General features: G+C 41.3%; 7 protein-coding genes. 4 read left to right on the forward strand and 3 right to left on the reverse strand.

Features of this window, described 5'->3' with window-relative positions:
* The first annotated feature begins 1,018 nt into the window (after positions 1 to 1,018).
* Positions 1,019 to 2,215: an elongation factor Tu gene (gene tuf, locus OC529_RS10390; protein WP_001040724.1), complete on the forward strand. Its 1,197-nt coding sequence runs from the start codon at positions 1,019 to 1,021 to the stop codon at positions 2,213 to 2,215.
* Between the two features lie 96 nt (positions 2,216 to 2,311).
* Positions 2,312 to 2,932 (forward strand): hypothetical protein, encoded by a 621-nt coding sequence (locus tag OC529_RS10395; protein ID WP_262082104.1) that lies wholly within the window; start codon positions 2,312 to 2,314, stop codon positions 2,930 to 2,932.
* A 79-nt stretch (positions 2,933 to 3,011) separates the two neighbouring features.
* On the opposite strand, the gene OC529_RS10400 is transcribed toward OC529_RS10395, so the two are convergent.
* On the reverse strand, positions 3,012 to 4,094 hold the full coding sequence (locus tag OC529_RS10400) for a DEAD/DEAH box helicase (protein WP_262082105.1): 1,083 nt from the start codon (positions 4,092 to 4,094) through the stop codon (positions 3,012 to 3,014).
* Entirely contained in the window at positions 4,091 to 5,068 is a 978-nt protein-coding gene (locus OC529_RS10405; protein WP_262082106.1) for a Gfo/Idh/MocA family protein, read from the reverse strand. Before OC529_RS10405 ends, OC529_RS10400 begins: the two co-directional genes overlap by 4 nt.
* Before the next feature lie 198 nt (positions 5,069 to 5,266).
* Between OC529_RS10405 and OC529_RS10410 the strand changes: the two genes are divergently transcribed.
* On the forward strand, positions 5,267 to 6,229 hold the full coding sequence (locus OC529_RS10410) for an Rpn family recombination-promoting nuclease/putative transposase (RefSeq protein WP_262082107.1): 963 nt from the start codon (positions 5,267 to 5,269) through the stop codon (positions 6,227 to 6,229).
* 1,314 nt (positions 6,230 to 7,543) lie between these two features.
* Here the strand turns inward: OC529_RS10410 and OC529_RS10415 are convergent.
* On the reverse strand, positions 7,544 to 8,710 hold the full coding sequence (locus OC529_RS10415; protein ID WP_262082108.1) for an IS30 family transposase: 1,167 nt from the start codon (positions 8,708 to 8,710) through the stop codon (positions 7,544 to 7,546).
* Between the two features lie 311 nt (positions 8,711 to 9,021).
* Here OC529_RS10415 and OC529_RS10420 point away from each other — a divergent pair.
* Positions 9,022 to 19,789: YSIRK-type signal peptide-containing protein (locus OC529_RS10420; RefSeq protein WP_262082109.1), on the forward strand; the 10,768-nt coding region annotated here is incomplete at its 3' end.

The raw sequence follows: 19,789 nt of genomic DNA on the forward strand, positions 1-19,789 counted from the left end.
ATGAAAGAAAGTCTAAACAAACTCCTCTCCAGCAGTGGTTTAGAAGTCTCAGTGGGCTATTCCAGCTTCAATGGTCTATTATAGTAGGTTGCAGTTGAAATAATAGAGCCTTGTTTCTAAAACATTGTGAGAAATTGGTTTGAATTCCCCAATCAAATTGTGCAGTTTTCATTCTACTATATATTATGTTATCGGAGATGGGTTCCCTATCTTGTAAGTCTGCTTTATAGTGGGTTGAAGTTGGAATAGTCCGCCCTTCTTTCTCAAACATTGTGAGGAATGGATTTGCCTTCCTCAACAAAATGTTCAGTTTTTATTTCATTTTGCTATAAAATAAGCGATTAGGGGGCTATTCTTCGACCGACATTGGCTCTGCTGTGTCCTATGATTGTTATCGTTTTATCTGCAATCTTATACTCAATGAAAATCAAATAGCAAACTAGGGAGCTAGCCGAAGGTTGCTCAAAGCACTGCTTTGAGGTTGTAGATAGAACTGACGAAGTCAGCTCAAAATAGTGTTTTGAGGTTGTAGATGAAGAGGTTGGGCAAAAACTCGACTTTAGGAGAAAATGAAGTAAATCTTCCCACAATAAAACGTATAGTACCAAGGTTTCTCAAGACCTGATACTATATGTTTTCTGATTGCAAAGACTTTTTGACCAGTCTCAACTATACCTACGGTAAGGCGACGCTGACGTGGTTTGAAGAGATTTTCGAAGAGTATTAAACCGATGTTGTGAGTAACTTATACCTAGCTACCTAGTTTGCTTTTGTAGTATAAAACAGAGACTGTTTACATTTTCAGCAAGTGAGTGGATGGATAATGCTGAAAACTCCTTGAAGGATAAGTCTATTTAGTACTTTCTATTAGCTAGCTAAATTTTTACCAAGAATAATTCACAAAAACGTTGTAAAACACTTGCAATTTAGCTGAAATTTGATAAAATAGTAAGGAAAGTTAGACTGTATTGCCTACTGTCTATCTATAAAATATATTTTATTGGAGGCTTTTACTCAAATGGCAAAAGAAAAATACGATCGTAGTAAACCACACGTTAACATTGGTACTATCGGACACGTTGACCACGGTAAAACTACCCTAACTGCAGCTATCACAACTGTTTTGGCACGTCGCTTGCCTTCATCAGTTAACCAACCTAAAGACTATGCGTCTATCGATGCTGCTCCAGAAGAACGCGAACGCGGTATCACTATCAACACTGCGCACGTTGAGTACGAAACTGAAAAACGTCACTACGCTCACATCGACGCTCCAGGACACGCGGACTACGTTAAAAACATGATCACTGGTGCCGCTCAAATGGATGGAGCTATCCTTGTAGTAGCTTCAACTGACGGACCAATGCCACAAACTCGTGAACACATCCTTCTTTCACGTCAGGTTGGTGTTAAACACCTTATCGTCTTCATGAACAAAGTTGACTTGGTTGACGACGAAGAATTGCTTGAATTGGTTGAAATGGAAATCCGTGACCTATTGTCAGAATACGACTTCCCAGGTGACGATCTTCCAGTTATCCAAGGTTCAGCTCTTAAAGCTCTTGAAGGTGACTCTAAATACGAAGACATCGTTATGGAATTGATGAACACAGTTGATGAGTACATCCCAGAACCAGAACGTGACACTGACAAACCATTGCTTCTTCCAGTCGAAGACGTATTCTCAATCACTGGACGTGGTACAGTTGCTTCAGGACGTATCGACCGTGGTATCGTTAAAGTCAACGACGAAATCGAAATCGTTGGTATCAAAGAAGAAACTCAAAAAGCAGTTGTTACTGGTGTTGAAATGTTCCGTAAACAACTTGACGAAGGTCTTGCCGGAGATAACGTAGGTGTCCTTCTTCGTGGTGTTCAACGTGACGAAATCGAACGTGGACAAGTTATCGCTAAACCAGGTTCAATCAACCCACACACTAAATTCAAAGGTGAAGTCTACATCCTTACTAAAGAAGAAGGTGGACGTCACACTCCATTCTTCAACAACTACCGTCCACAATTCTACTTCCGTACTACTGACGTTACAGGTTCAATCGAACTTCCAGCAGGTACTGAAATGGTAATGCCTGGTGATAACGTGACAATCGACGTTGAGTTGATCCACCCAATCGCCGTAGAACAAGGTACTACATTCTCTATCCGTGAGGGTGGACGTACTGTTGGTTCAGGTATGGTTACAGAAATCGAAGCTTAATTCGATTTAGTTCCCAGAAGAACAATTATTTAAGTCAGACACTAAAAGAATCTTGCTTTGCAAGGTTCTTTTTTTCAGGTATTGAACTAATACTCAATGAAAATCACAGAGCAAACTAGGAAGCTAGCCGCAGGCTGCTCAAAACATGTTTTTGAGGTTATAGATAGAACTGACGAAGTCAGCTCAAAACACTGTTTTGAGGTTGCAGATAGAACTGACGAAGTCAGCTCAAAACATGGTCTTGAAGTTGTAGATAGAACTGATGAAGTCAGCTCAAAACACTGTATTGAGGTTGTAGATAAGACTGACGAAGTCAGCTCAAAACATGGTCTTGAGGTTGTAGATAAGACTGACGAAGTCAGCTCAAAACATGGTCTTGAGGTTGTAGATAGAACTGACGAAGTCAGCTCAAAACATGGTCTTGAGGTTGTAGATAAGACTGACGAAGTCAGCTCAAAACACCATTTTGAGGTTGTAGATAAGACTGACGAAGTCAGCTCGAAACATGGTTTCGAGGTTGTAGATAGAACTGACGAAGTCAGCTCAAAACACCGTTTTGAGGTTGTAGATAGAACTGACGAAGTCAGCTCAAAGTATGTTTTTGAGGTTGTAGATAGAACTGACGAAGTCAGCTCAAAACACCATTTTGAGGTTGTAGATAGAACTGACAAAGTCAGTATCATATACATAAGACAAGGCGAAGCTGACGCGGTTTGAAGAGATTTTCGAAGAGTATAAAATTGAATTGCTTATAAAAAAGCTCCATACACTGGATGTGTATAGAGTAATGGGGGCTTTATTTAATATAGAGTTCTTGATTTTTCAAGACAATTTCACGTACGCTCGCAAATTTCTTGAGTTTTTTAAGTTCTTCTGGATGAGTGACGAGAGTGATAACGTAACCTTCCTTACCCATGCGACCTGTACGGCCAGCGCGGTGAGTGTAGGTTTCAATATCTCTAGGAACATCAAAGTTTACGACGCATTCTAGGCTATCGATATCAATTCCACGTGCAAGAAGGTCAGTTGCAAGGAGTAGGGTCAGTTGCTTGTCTTTAAACTTTTCTAAGATGACTTTTCTAAATTTAACATTGACATCACTAGCGAGGGAAACAGCTAGGATCTCCCGATACTGTAATTTTTCTTCTGAACTTCCAAGGTCTGATAGGCTGTTAAAGAAGACCAGACCGCGGAAATCCTCCACATGAGCTAGTTTTCGTAGCATATCCACTCGGTGACGTTGGTCTACCTGCATATAGAAATGTTGAATGTTATCTAGTTTTTGGTCAGAAAGATCAATAGTATGTGTGTTAGGTGCAATTTTTTCTTGGTCAAACTTGGTCGTCGCACTCATGTAGACCAGTTGGTGGTCACGCGGTGCGTAGTGAGTGATTTTCTCAACAAAGTGAATCTGAGAATCATCTAGTAATTGGTCGAATTCATCCAGGATGATGGTTTCCACATTCATCATCTTGATTTTTTTAAGTTTAATGAGTTCAAAGATACGACCAGGAGTTCCAATCAGAATTTCTGGTCCTTTTTTTAGGCGTTCAATCTGGCGTTTCTGACTCGAACCTGATAAGAAGAGTTGGGGAGTCAAGCCGATAGTCTCAGCCCACGTTTTACATACGTCAAAAATCTGTCCAGCAAGTTCTGTATTTGGTGCTAGAATCAAGAGTTGTTGGGCTTTTTTCTTTTGTAGTCTGAGAAGACTTGGCAGGAGGTAAGCTAGGGTCTTACCAGTTCCTGTTGGGCTCACTCCTAGGAGGTTTTCTCCAGCAAGAAGGGGCTCAAATAGTTGAGTTTGAATGGGGGTGAATTCTTGAAAACCGAGTTGGTCACTCAGTTCTTGCCATTCAGTCGGTAGTTTGGTTTTCATTTTTCTGCCTCAAATCTAATGCCAGCAGTCTGGCGCATGGTATATAGTAGCTCATGAACAGAGCCTGCATCATCCAGCCAAGTTTGGTAGAGATTCAGGTCTGGTTGCTGAATCATCTGTGCAAATGCAGCGACTTCCTCAGTCATCGTATGAGGAGCCTGTTGGATAGGGAGTTGGATTTGATTGCCTTGATGGTCGGTAAAAATAGCCGAGCGAACATGCTCAATCGTGTTGAGAGTCAAGGTTCCATCTGTTGTGTAAATTTCGCAAGGAAGATTGGAAGTGATGTTTTTCCCAGCCTTGATATGAACTTGAAAGTCTGGGTAGAAGAGGATTCCGTCACCATTTAGGTCAATGCTATTGTCAAGCTGTTGAGTCTGATAGGTTGCATCCTGAGCCTTTCCAAAGAGACGAACGGCAGCGTAGAGGGGATAAATCCCTAAATCCATAAGAGCTCCACCAGCAAAACGGTCTGAGAAGACATTTGGTGTCTCCCCAGTCAACAAGTTAGGCATTTTGGAAGAATACTTGGCATAGTTGAAATCTGCTCCCAAAATTTGTTTGTCTGCTAAAAAGTTTTTGATGATAGTGAAAGCTTTTTCATGGTAATTGCGAGCTGCTTCAAAGATAAAACAATTATTTTTCTCAGCTGTGTGTCTCAAATCAAGCCATTCTTGTGGCTGAGTGACAGCTGGCTTTTCAAGAATGACATGCTTACCTGCAGTCAATGCAGCTTTTGCCTGAGCAAAATGCAAGGAGTTTGGGCTAGCAATATAGACCACATCAAAGGAGCTCTTGAAGAAGTCTTCTAATTGATCAAATAGTTGGATATTCTGATAGCGAGAAGCAAAGGTTGCTGCGGTTTCAAGTTTCCTAGAATAGACTGCGACCAGCTGGTATTTTCCACTAGCATGGGCTGCTTTTATGAAGTGATGGCTGATAGCGCCAGTGCCGATGACACCTAATTTTATCATAGATACTCCTTTTCCGATTTTAAATCCTTCTTTCATTATAACATAGATGGACGAGACTATCCAACAGAGGAGAAAAAATTTCAAATAAGCGATTAGCTTTCTTCTGAAGAAAAGCTTTCTTTTACGAATAAATAGATAGAAGCAGATAATCTAGCAAACCTAGATTAAAAAATGTGCTATAATAGAAGGAGGAAAAGGATGATTTTAAGACATCCGGGCATCAGCCCAACTAATGATTTGGTTGCTAAGAAGATTTTCAGCAACCCAGAAATTACTTGTCAATTTATTCGCGATATGTTGAACTTGCCAGCAAAAAATGTGACCATTTTGGAGGGGAGCAACATTCACGTCTTGCCTTCCCTGCCCTACTCAGCGCAGGATTTTTATACCAGTATAGACGTCTTGGCAGAGTTGGATAATGGGACACAGGTTATCATTGAGATTCAGGTACATCATCAGAATTTTTTCATCAATCGCCTGTGGGCTTACTTGTGCAGTCAGGTCAATCAAAACCTAGAAAAAATTCGCCAACGAGAAGGTGATACCCACCAGAGTTATAAACACATCGCCCCCGTTTATGCCATTGCAATCGTAGATAGCAATTATTTCTCAGATGATTTGGCTTTTCATAGCTTTAGCATGCGAGAGGATACGACAGGTGAGGTTTTAACCATTACCAATAACGGACAAGAAAACCATCTGGTTAAGATGGCATTCTTGGAATTAAAAAAATACAGAGAAACCAGCAAAGACGAGGTTCGCAAGCCGTGGTTGGAGTTTTTTGGGAATAAACCCTTTACCCAGCGCCCCGAGCGAGCCATCAGCCAAGCAGACCAACTGCTAGACTATAAGAGCTGGTCCGAGGAGGACAGGAAAATGTTTAGTCAACTACGTATGCGTGAAGAACAGGCCTTGTTAGCACAGGACTATGCCTTGGAACAAGCTGAAGAAAAAGGGTTAGAGCGTGGTCTTGAACGCGGTCGTGCAGAGGGGATTGAACGTGGACGAGCTGAAGGGATTGAACAAGGTCTAGAGCGTGGAAAACTTTTTGCCTTCCTAGATATGGTTCGCCAAGGTCTTCTGACTTCTGAGGTAGCCAACCAGCAGTTGGGTATGTCAGTATCTGAGTTTGAGGCGCTATTGAAAAAACATTACAAATAAGACCTAAAAAATACAGAGAAACCAGCAAAGACGAGGTTCGTAAACCATGGTTGGAGTTTTTCGGGAACAAACCCTTTACCCAGCACCCCGAGCGAGCCATCAGTCAGGCAGACCAACTGCTGGATTAAAAATTAGGAAATATCGTGTAGAAAATAGTAACAGATTTTATCTCTTTGTGGGATGAAGTCTGTTTTTTTGTATGATGGGCAGGTCCTACATCTGAGTGGCAAGTTCTCCGTAGGTATCCGCTATCGGTTAATGCATAGCATATATGAATGAAATAAGAACTGAACAAATCAGTCAGGAAAGTCAAAGTAATTTCTATTAATGTTTTAGAAGTACTAGTGAACTATTCCAAATTCAATATCCTATAAACAAAAATCAAAAAGCAAGCTAGGAGACTTATGTAGGATAGCTAAAAATACTAATCTTAGATTGAGGATAAGAGTAGAATGATAATCGATGGATTTAGAACAAATATAATGAGCTGAAGCTGGGATAGTACAAGGGGCTTTTAAAATATTGTTAGAAATTATTTTAAAATCCCCTTATCAATTTGTTCATATTCTATTTCAATCTATTATATTTCCAAGCTTGACTATCATGAGGTAAGGGCTGACAGCGGTCTAGGGATAGGAGTGATTTTAGAGATGAGAATCGTCAAAGAAAGGAATAGGGAGATTGTGGCTCTAGGAATAGGGGATAGTGAGATGAAATAAAAGCTGAACAATTCAATTTCTAACCAGCTAACCATTTAATCTTGTTGCAAATAGGTATCGAACAAGTCTAGTATAAGTCTTAGACATTTTTCGGAAATTGATGATAAGCTCTTCCAATCCAAAAATAGGGAGGGTTTTTCAAACTAAAATCTGAATCCATACTTGGTTTCTAAATTAGATTTAATATATTCACACTACTAAAAACCATCCAATTATAACTATTATTATACTAAAATTTTCATAAATAAAGATATAGAAAAGTTATTAGTTTCTAGGAAATAAATCAAAAAAAGCGTATATCTATAATCAATATAATAATCATATACTAAAAAATTCTCTAAAAGGTAAATTCCCAAACTAAGTTCTACTGCTAATCCAAGTGGAAGTTAGTCTGATAAAAATCGTAAAAACCAGTGAACATCCGTGTCAGGGTAAGTTCCACTGGTTTTAAACATGCTTGATTTTATAGCTTTTGTAGCCGAAAGGAATCGAAAAAAAGAGCGCACAAAATCCCCTCATCTGAAAGCGTTTCAGATTAAGTTCCGCTAGGGTGGAAGTTAGTGTGAGACGTTTGAATGGGGTTAAAGATTAGTTTTTAGAACTTATGTTGAAGTAATGTAGACGACTGGCAGACGTCTTCTGCAGGTATTTTAGAAATACCGAGAAGCTTAGGAATCTCTTCTCCATAGGTAAAGGTAAAGAGTTCATAGGATGACTTTCCATTTAAAGCAGCACGTTTGACGCTGTTGACATGAGAGCAGACGAGATTGATGTCCTCTTGAGTTAAATTGTCAAAAGAAGTTCCTTTAGGTAGAATGTCGCGAATCAGCGTGTGATTTTTCTCAATTCTCCCTTTCTGGTCAGAGCGATTAGGGTCACAAAAGAAGAGTTTACTCTCTCCTCGCACATCCATTTCGATGTCATCAACCCTGGCAAACTCTCCACCATTATCGGTAAGAATGACAGGGAAGAGTTGGAAGAAATCTTTGTCCGCTTGGTGAAGAGTGTTCTTGATGTCATAGAGATGTTTGGTAACCTCAAGGGCAGTTTTATTATCCAGAAGTCTAGCGAAGATAAAGTTACAGAAAGATAGATTGAAGGTGAGTAGGACTTTACCTCCCATTCTCCCCATAACTGTGTCCATTTCCAGCCAAGAGTCTAGTTGATTCAGTGCTAAATAGTTTTGGAAATCCTCATAGGAACGGCCTTTTTTAGCTTCTTTAGGGATGGAAGGTAGCTTACATTTCCGTCTTTCTTTGAATTTAACGGCTCTGGCTAGGTCAATAGGAGCGATAGACAGGTACCCTTTTCGGATGTGTCGATAGACAGTTGAGGAGCTGACATCAAGATTGTGAGTTTTGAGGATATGATAGATGTGTTGTCCCTTTTTAACACCATCAGAAATGACTTTGTCCATGTCCCAGAAGGTCTTAGAATTGAGGGGAGTTCCTTCACGAGCTTCTACAAGAGTTTGTTCGTATTGTTTTTGAGCTTGTTTAGCGAGGTAGAAGATTTTTTTAAATCCACAATTTTGTCTTCTTTTAGGACAGCCGTTACAGACAAAGGGAGCCTTGTCGAGTAGAGGGCAAGGAAGGTTATGGCCTGTAGACTCTCGGACTTGTCTGTTTCGTTTGACTTCTTTGGAAACAGTAGTCGGGTCTTTTAGAATAAGTTGCCCGATCGCTTTGAAGGTTTCACTGCGCTCTAAACCTAATTGGATATCATTACGGTCTGAAAGGGTAAGGTGTTTATGTTTTGTCATAGTAGACCTCATTTCTAACTCAAACGTCTCACACTTAATTCCACCATAAAAATCCGTTTTAGACTAATTTCCACTTCGGTTAGGTAAGTGGAAGTTACTTTGAGAAGTTACCTAAGTGATAATATGGCTAAAAAAGTTTGCATTTTGCTGTTCAAATTTGTAAAAATAGGATATAATAATACTGTCTCGAAATTTGTCTTTTGACAAGTGTCGGAATAAAAAGAAACATATCCTTTCTTAAATACCTAAAATATTTAAGGGGGGGTATTTTTTAGTACCTCCAGAAAGGAAAAATGAGAGGTAATTCAATCATGAAAAAATCATATCGTGATGATAACGGGGAAAAGATTTTCCGTTACTCCATTCGTAAATATCATTTTGGTGCTGCCAGCGTTGCTGTTGCAGCCTTGATGTTTTTTGCGAATGGGGCTGTGGCGGCGAGTGAGACAATTACTCCAGCTACGACAAGTGATGTCGTTACGACAGGTTCTGATGGCAATGCAGATGGGGATTCAGGGACCTCGGATGAGGGAGACTCCAAGAAAGCTCTGACTGACCAGTCAGCTGAACTCAGATCAGCCGACCAGCTAAAAGCACAAGAGGTGCCAGCTGAGGAAGCCAATCAAGGGCAAGCAGGAGCTGAGTCTAACTCTGCTCAGTCAGAGACAAATCCAGCTAACCAAGAACCTTCTCAAGCAGGAGAAGTAAAAGAGCAAGAACAGCCGACTGTCGCTGATACGACAGCAGCCAAATCGACTCAAGGGAATCTGCAAGCTTTGTTGGCAAAACTAACGCTTAGCTCAATGCAGGAACTCCATGCTGAAGTGGAAGCGGGTCTAGCAGCAGCTAATGCAGTTTTGAGCGACCCTAAAGCGACACAAGCGCAAGTTGACGAGCAAACAAGAGCTATGGAAGCCCTAATCAGCCGTGTCAACCAAGCCTTGACACCTGCCCTAGAAAATCCAACAATCTTGGAAAAAGCAGGTCTAGCATCTACAGACCTCACATCTACAGGTCTGACCTCTACCGGACTCGCCACTCCAGACGGAGCTGTAACTGAGCAACCAACCGGAGGGAACCGTCGTAGAAGAGGAGGCTTGAGCGCGGCAGCACCAGCTGCAAACTCAGTCAATCCATCTGCTGGAGGGAACGCAACTACTGCTGGGACAAACTCTCAAACGACTCCACAGACGCTCCCAACCTACACCAACACAGAAGGTAAAAATGGTGTTTATGGACTAAAAGATGAATTAGAGTTCATCACTGAGCAACTCCGAGCTAACGGAGCATCAGCAGATAAAATCCAAGCAGCCAAGGCAGCTGCTGATAAGTTCAATGAAGCCTTCTCTAAAGGCAACACCATCAGTCAAGAAGACTTTAGTGCTGCTTTAGCAGATCTGAAAAAATCTCGTGGACTGATCGAAGGGGTACTTCGTGAAAATGATGTGAATGCAGGAGAAGTAACAGGACCTGTAAATCCAGCCGAGTCTGCAACTCCAAGCGAAAACAATGTAACCATCCAACCGCGCACCAACACTACAGGATGGTCGGGTTTCCGCAATGTGTCAGCAGGTGCTCCACGAACACGTGCGGCTCGTTCAATTGAGGAACGTGCAGGGGAAGGTCGTGTAGGGCCAGGAAGTTACTTTATTGATAAGTATACGAGTTACTTTGATAAAGGTGATGACTCAACATCTCCATACGATAAGTACACTTATGTTTACTATAATGTTAAGAGACAAACTTCTGCAGGTAAAGATGATCCTGTATCAGATATTGTGAAGTATTTGAAGGAAACGGTCAAAAAAGTAACGGCGAATACAGCTGAGGGTGTTAAAAATGGAATTGATTGGGAAATTACAGTCAATCCAAGCCGTGAAAACCTTCAAAACATGAGTTTCTTCTTTACTCTTCCTAAAGGGCAAAGTTTGGTTAGAAATAGCTTTACCATTACTAGGGTGACGTCTACTGAAACTCGTTCGTTTTCATCTCCTGGAAACGGGAATGATGATGAAATAACTGCCAGCTTAAAAGCTGCAGGTCTGACTAGGGTAAGTAAAGGGACACCAGATAGAACAACTGCTCCAGCGCCAACTAAGTTTTTTGGAAACAATGTTTATAACTATGATGTATCAACCCTTTCTGGCTTAGCTAAACAAGGTGATTTCTTTATGAGGGGTAATGAATCCTCAGATGAAGTAACTCTTGGGAATAAGAAATTTGACCAAATTGAGAAAGATACGCAGACAGTCTACTATGCTCAGTTAGGGGTTATAGAAGACGGTGTTTATTCTTCAGATCCAAATGCTGCTTATCGAATTACTTTTAGAACGGAAGGTAGCAACAGAATTACTTCTCTAAGCTACCTATCTGGTATTAAAGGGGTGTATGTAAACAGTGGAGGGAACCCACGTAGACTATTAACCCAACAATGGTATGCTCGCACACCAGGTGAAGTAGATTCTACGGACAAGTTTAAGTTTGATCTTGCTGGGAACAGCTATTACCCTGTTAATCAAAATACAGTAAACTCCAAGTTTTACCGAGGAAACTACAATAATTATCAACAGACTAAAGATGGTATCACCTATAAAAATAGATATGATGAGTCTGACCAACCCTATAACTCACGAATTGACGGGGTAATATCTGCAGAAATAAGAAGCGGACAACCGATTACAGAGTACAAATATTTTGACATTACTTCGTATGGAGATTATTTTAACGAATATGGCGTTAAGTTAGAAAAAGAGATAGAAGGGAAGGCTAAAGCTACCCAAAATGGTCAACAATGGCACTTGTACAAACTTGGTGAAAATAAGGAAATAAGTAAGGATGCGCTTACGCGAGATGCTATTTTGACTCCGGGTGTTCATAGCTATAAGTATGTCAGAACCTTTACCGATGGTTCTAGTGACTCTGACGTTTTCCACTTTGTGACCAAGCCGAAAACGCCAATCTTGGATACAGACTTAAGTCGCCAAGACGAGGGGGCAGCTAGGATTACTGCTAGCGGAGGTACAAAAGGATTTGACTTAGTGCTGTACAAAAAAGAGCCTAACGGCACCTTGACAAAGGTAGCAAGTGAAAAAGCTGATGATAACGGTCGTGCTACCTTTAATGTGCCAGACCTAAAACTAGGGGAGTACGTTGTTAAGACTGTTGTTGAAGGGAAATGGGCTGATTTTCGTGTAAAAGATAAACACGGACAACCTACTCACCATGATACGGTTGAGTCTGATGAGTCAAATGTAAGGAAAACACTTCCAGCTAAAATCGGACCTGCCAATACTAAAGATGGTGATCAACTTGATTTTGCGTCAGGTAACAAACAATATATCGGTTATCCTCAAAACCAGCATATAGGATCTAAAAGTATTCGTTTCTTGGTGAAAGGTGCAACCAATATCACCAAACTTGAGGTAGATAGTGGTGGTGGCTATGGACAGCCTGGACGCTTCGCAACAAACTTCTGGAGAGTAGATGGGCTAAACTCTCAAAAAGCAACAGTTAGAGCGTGGGTATCCGACGGTATCAATAACGGTATTACAGATAATAGTAAAGCTGGTATTACGAATCTAAAAATTAGAGCTACGCTAGCTGATGGAACTAAAAAGGAACTAACTACAAGTCTGATTATTCCACCAAACAAACAGAACTTAGCCGATAACCAAAACCCTGGCTTGGTAGATAAAGCAAATGAAAAACCGACGATTCGAACCAAGAGTTTTGGAAACAATCTCAACGGAACCTACACAGTTGGAGATCAAACATTGGTCTGGAAAGCCTTGTTAGTAAAAGGTGGAAGTGATGACTACGATGGACCTCAACCGATTACAAAAGGTTATGATGTTGTAGCGGAAACTGGCTTGAATCCTGATGGAACTGCAACCTTTACAGCCGATAGCTATAAGAAAGATAAAATTGGAACGGATCCATTAAGGGTAACGCTTGCGTTAGTAAACTCTAAGACAAATCAGGTTTTTGAAAACCTAGTCCTTCGGAGAAGTGACAATAGCGTTCAAGCTACTGCTCCTCGAACAGACTATGTCCAAAAACCTGGACGCTTAACCTTTATCCAAGGGGAAACACCTACATGGGGAGACCCTAAGAGCTACTTCACCTATGGAGATGGCTCTGCTATCGGAACTGATAGAACCTTCCTATGGGCAAATTCTTTAAATCAGACAGCGCCAAGCAACCCTGACTTGTCCGTAGGAACTGGAAAAACCATAGAAGTTCTAGCTGCTAACCCTGGAGGAGCTGCTAAGAAAATAAATCTGACCTATGATGTAGTCGCACCTGTAACCCCTAAGAACAGCATGTATACGGTCAAAGGGAAAGATTTTGTCAAACCAAACACTACGACTGCGGCAGTAGCATCAGACTTCTATAACAACACCGATGGTAAGACCATCGCGTGGAAAGTTGGCTCAGATCCAAATAAAAATGCGGCTGCTGGTCAAACTCATACAGCAACAGCGACTGTGACCTACCCAGGAGTGGACAAAGATGGAAATGCTATTACCCGTGACATTGCTGTCACCTATGGTATCGTTGATTCAAGCTTAACCAAGAACACATGGGAAGCTAACTACAATGGCAAACTAACAACAGGGACAGGAACTAATCCCGATGCTGATGCAAGAAACTACCTCAGCAAGGATAGCTATACAAATGGCAAGATTCAAACTGCCGAGTTTGTAGCAACGTCTAGGACAAACGCAGAGGCACCATCGACAACCAAACCAGGTAGTGTCAATAAAGAAATCAAGGTAACCTATGACAATGGTCAAACGCAAAACTTTGGTCTTCTTGTCCAAGTGAGACCGGATAAACCTCAAGTGACAAATGACTTGGGAGAAAAAGCAGGTCTCAGAAACCAAACTGTCACAGTCACCAATGTCCCAGCCAATGCTGGCACAGTCAATGTAACCCTAAAGGCAGATGGACAGGTGATAGCAGATACTCGAACAACTGTAAATGGATCAACAGCAACCGTTACAGTTCCTGGAGTCCTACCAAAAGGGTCAATCACAGCCACTGTAGCATTGACAAATACTAGTCACGACTACCAAACAAATCGAGATAATAACTACACACTCAACTCAGACGATAGTGATCCAGTGAACAGTAGAGGTCGTAAACCGCAAAAACCAGAGATTCGTCAAGATAAGGAAGGTGATTTGGCGGTTACAGCGACAATTGGTCAAGATGGTGCCAATAAAGCGATTTTCAGCTACACCACTACAGGAAATCAAAGCAAAGAGATTACCTTTGAAAAAGGAAGGGACGGTACTTGGAGCAAGGTCGGAGCAACTGCAGATTCAACAGTTGCCATCCGTAATAACGCTAATGGAACAGCTGAAATTCACATGACGGGTGGAACTGCTACTGCAGGAACCTCTGTCTCTATCAAGCAACAAACAGCCTACTCAGACTTTACTGACCCAGCAACTCTGACTGCTTATGGTCGTATGACAATACCGAACCTCAATGCAAGAGAGGATACCAGTGTTACCATTACACCAGCCTCAGATGCCAATAAGTTGACCGTTACCTATACACCAAGCAACCAAACTGCAGCTACAACTGTCACATTGACTAAAAATAATGCAGGTCAGTGGCAAAACCAAACAGGATTTAGTGTGTCAGGCAATACGGTGACCTTGACAGCAGGAATCGCTAAAGCAGGGACAAGAGTTTCTGCTAAGGCTGAAAGTCCAAACACCATTAGTTTGGTAGGACAAGCTCAGGCTAAGCCTGCTGTACCGACAGTTAATGGCAGTGGCGCTTATGCAAATGCGCTAGACTCAACCAGTCGAACCATTACAGGTAGAGGTTTGGTAGGTGCAACTATTAAGATTACCCTTCAAGATGGGTCGTCAGATAAAATAACAACTGTTGCATCTGATGGTAGCTGGAGCTACACACTTGCAGCTAACGAAACCTTGACTCAAAACAAACTGGCAGACAACACGAGCGGTTATAGTAATCAAGCTGTGCGTGTGAAACAGGTTGTCAATGGTGTAGAATCTGGTAGTGCCAGCAAAGATGTTTTGATTGGATTCCCTACCTTGGACAATCCTGTTGCTGCAGGTCGTGACATTACCTTCTCTTTACCGAAAGACGTTGGATTGAGCTATATTCAATTTGGCGGTAGTTATAATGAAGAAGTAACCGTTAAGAAGGATAATGGTGCTTGGAAGCTTGATGGACGTTTTGCAGATAAATTGAGTATAGAGACAGTGACTCAAGACAATCCATCCATCACTAAGCTTAAAATTAGCGTTAAAAATCCGACTACTGAAAGTGCTATTCCTTTCCGTCTGGTAGAGGGAGATCGAAAGATTCGTCTACGGATGCATAAAGCGAATGCTTCAGGAACTGCTACTTCTGGTACTTCTCAAATTACTGTAGGGGAAGGTACTGACCGTGGGGACTGGATTTACGCCAACGTAACAAATGAAAAACCAAGCATCACTGCTAAAGCTACTATTAAAGACACTTACGTTGCCAATGAGAAATTAACAAAAGCAAAACTGCTTGATCTTGTGAATGTCACAGATGCAGAGGACGATGCTGCTAAAACAGTTGGTCAAAATGCAAAACAAAAAGTAACAGTAGCGATTACCAAAGGTGATCAAGCCGTTACATTAGCTGATGGTGATTATCTCAAAGAAGGTGACTACAATCTGGTGTATAGCACCAGTGACGCTGCTGGAAAGGCTGCGGACAATCTGACACGTACCATTCATGTTCAGTCTATCAAAGACGCCACAAGCATTACCCTTACTCAAAAAGAAGAGTTCACATCAGCGGATATTTCAAACAATAGCTTTACAGATCAAGCAAAAGATCGGTTTGTTGCCAAAATCAAACAACAAAATCCAAACTTACCAGCCAATACTCGAGTAGAGAAAGTGACAGATCCTGGATTAGGCAATGTTGTCAAACTGACTTTTGAAGATGGTTCTGAAAAGCTTGTGACTGGATCCGATATTGCTGTACCAGCAATGCCAACAGTAACACCAGAATCAGGATACGGACAAAACTTGAGTTCAACGACCCGTAGCCTATCCGGTACAGGTATTCCGGGTGCAACGATTAAGATTACCTTACAAAATAACAAGGAAGTTTCAACAACAGTTGGAACGGATGGTAATTGGAACTATGACTTGAAAACTGGGGAACTGCTCTCGCAAAATGAACAACAAAATGCGACAACTAAGGTAGCCAACCCTGTTTCATTCAAGCAAGAAATCGGTGGCATGACTTCTGCGACAAAAAATGTTACCGTTAGCTTAGGAAAAGCCGAATTTGCAGAAACTCCAGTTCAAGCAGGACGTGATATTGTTGTTCGTGTACCGCATGATGCTAGTCGATTCTATGTTGTTATTGCAAGTAAAGATGGAAGTAAGTATCAGTATGGAGTTAGTAAGACTGCTGCTGGAGGATGGCAGGTAGTAGAAGAACGTGCAACAAGTGGTGGAAGTTTCACAGCTACTGGAAGAAGCACAACTGACTTAACAGAGGAACAAAGCAGTAATCCATCAGAAAAACTACTGAAACTACACATTAAAGATGCCAATACGAAGGCAGATATTCCATTTACCATTCCTTCAGGGTCAAACAGTGTCATTGCACGGGTGCATTATGATAATCCAAATGTCAGTCCAGCTGGAGATTTTGCACGAGCAACTGCAACCAATACAGGTCCAAGCATTGCTGTAAACGAGCCAAATACGCACGATTACACAGCAGATGGTAGCTTGACGCTGGCAGGATTGAAATCTCTTGTCACAGTAACGGACGCAGAAGATGATGCCAACAAGACCGTAGGAAGTCCAGCGCGTGAGAATGTAAGTGTCGCCATTCAAAAAGATGGACAAGCAGTTACCTTAGCAACGAATGACTATCTCAAAAAGGGAGATTACACAGTAACCTACACCGTACGAGATGCGGCAGGTGCAACAGCAACTAAAACCCATACCTTAACGGTTTCTTCATTAGCAGAGTCTAAAGGTGGATCGATTGTTTATCCATCAGATGAACAAAAAGTAGTATACGGAAATGCTCAATTATCAAATAGTAACTTCACGCCGGACGCTAAGAAAGCTTTTGCTGATAAATTAGCAGAGGTAAACAAAAATAATACTAATTTACCAACAATCAATGGGCAAGGCGTGACATTTACAGCAGGCGCTACTGATGATAAAAACAAGGTTGTAACAGTTAGATTCCCAGATGGTTCAAGCTTGGATGTGCCAAGTGATAAGTTAGCTAAACGCCGACCAACTCAACCAGAGATAACGTCTGATAACAACGGAGATGTTACAGTAACTCCAGTGAATGAACCAAATGTTAATTCACTAAAAGTAACTTATACTCCAGCAGATAACCATCAGCTTCAAGAAGACGGTACTGTAACAACAACCCCTCAAACTGAGACGGAAGTAATCGCTACTAAAGGTGCTGATAACCAATGGACGATTACAAGGGGTCAAAAAGACGGCATTAGTATTGATGCAACTACTGGTGCAATCACACTGAGAGACGAAGTGGTTAAAGACCAAACAGATGTGAAAGCTAAGGATATTGCTCAAACTATTGAAGGTGATGAAGCTAGAGGTCGGGCAGCTAATGGGGATCAAACCAAGCCAGTTATTGATGCTAATTCTACGCTTATAGGAGTTGGAAAACAACTTAACATTCCTCTGACTCTATCAGATGGAAATGGAGTAGGTGTAGACGAAGGAAATATCAAAGTCACAAACTTGCCAAATGGTCTAACTTACGATTCAGCTAAAAAAACAATCACAGGAACACTAAGTTCAGTCACTAAACATGATATTACAGTAAGAGTCCTAGATAAGAACGGTAATAAAGCTGAGAAAATAATCTCTGTAATTGCTGTGAAGCCTAAACCGATTTATGCGATTAAAGACGGAAATATTCCAAATGTAGACACGGCAAGTAATTTTGTGGAAGTTCCTACAGGGGTAACAAGTCCAAGTGTTGCTTGGAAGGATGGTCAACCAACAACAACGACAGTAGGAAATTCGACTAAAACTGTAACGGTTAGTGCGCAAGGTTATACTTCGGCAGAAGTCGATGTTCCGGTGACGGTATATCCAGGAGTAACTTATCGTAAGGTTAATAATAAAGAAGTAACAGAGTACGATGAGATTGTTGGGCAACCATTGACGTCAAGATTAGTTTCAGGTGGAGGTAGATTTAACCCTGTAACTCCAGATTACTATATAGCCTTTGAAAATGGGACAAAACCCGCAGGAACAATGGTCGAATTTGAAGGCGGAACACCAGCAGAAACAAGTACAGCTGCAGGAGTAACGACTAAAACGATTAAAGTAACTTATCCAAATGGTGCAGGAACTGTTAAGAAAACAGTTACCTTCAAAACTTATGGTAATAAAGCGAAATTAGAAACTGGTAAAAATTATTCTGCAGAGACAACTGTAGGAACAGCATTTGCAAAAACAAATGCTGGAGACTATGTTGAACCAAGTAGTACTTTAGCTAATCCAGGTGGTACTGCTATTGGATGGGGAAATGGGTATAGTTCTCCTAATCCAACAGATAAAGCACAGACAACTATCGGAGTACGAGAAGAAAACGTTAATGTTTGGTATGGTAATACTGTGAGGAATGATCGCGGAGATAATACGAATAATTACAATGATCAAAATATTAAAGTAACGTTAGCAGTAAATCCAAAAGCACCAACACTTCAAGGTCAAGCAGGTACTAAACCAGCTGTTACAGTATCAAACTTACCAGAAGCTTCGCAATTAGCAAAAGGAGCAACTGTAAAAGTTCAGCTTAAAGATGCTCAAGGCACTGTTGTAGCAGAAAAAGAAGTTACAGCAGGAGAGGCAACAGTAACATTCGCGGCAACTGACTATAAGAAAGAATTAACATTAGGAGAGCAATTAAACGCTACTGTCCTTGTCGCTGGAACATACAAGAAAACAGTAAAAACAGACAATAGAACTGAACAAATAGATACAGCTTATGCATTATCTTCAGCTAATAGTAATCAGGAAACTGTTAAAACGTATGCTGATTTCTATAGAAATCAAGTGAAATATCCAACTGATGCTGAAAAAGTGACTTATGGTGCTAGTGATATCGTTAATGGTAACTTTACAGATGCAGCGAAAGACCGCTTTGCAGCTAAACTTCAAGAAGTTAATGCAAGTAATAGCAAACTACCTACTGGAGTGACTTATACTAAGGGTACTACGGATGATAAGGAAAAAGTAGCTGTGATTAACTTCCCAGATCGTTCTACTATTGATATTTCACATGCGGTTGTAGCCAAACCAGAAGTTCCGACAGTGACGTTGACTCATGATGATAAAGTATCGGATGCGGATCGCACGATTTCTGGTACAGCGCTTCAAAACGCGACAAAAGTTACGATTCATTTCCAAGATGGACGAGGAACAGAAGGACATGTAGATGTTACACCTGTTAATGGTAAATGGACTTATACTCTTCCATCAGGACGTTACCTCCGCCAAACAGACCAATCAACTCTACCAGGTTCTTCAACTGTACCGGTAAGGGTAACTCAAACTGTCTTTGATGCGACGAGTGATGCAGCGTCTGTATATGTAGCGAAAGACCGTAACTTTGCAGGGAAGACAATTACGGGTGTGAGAGGTAGTGCAGAACTTGAACAGTTGAAGTCAAATCCGAAAGTTGGAATTTCTTATACCGAAAGAGGTACTGAACAGACGTTCCCAAGTGATTTTGACGCTGCGTGGAAAACGACGCCGGATGTGACAAGTATTGGTACCCGTACTTACATTGCAAATGTCTTTGAAAAAGATAGAACCGACAGAGTTAGCCAAGAGGTTCCGGTTAAAGTTGTTGTCAAACCAAGCACCCCAAGTCTAGTAACAGCAGTCGGTAAGAAAGATGCAGGCAGCGTTACAGTGAATGGCGTGAATAGTGGTACCACGGTAGCCCTCTATGACATGACCGATCCAACTAACCCAATCGAATTGGGACGCACAGATGTGCCAAAAGATGGTGACTTTACGCTCAAAG

This window comes from Streptococcus sp. Marseille-Q5855, assembly GCF_946901985.1.
Classification (GTDB): Bacteria; Bacillota; Bacilli; order Lactobacillales; family Streptococcaceae; genus Streptococcus.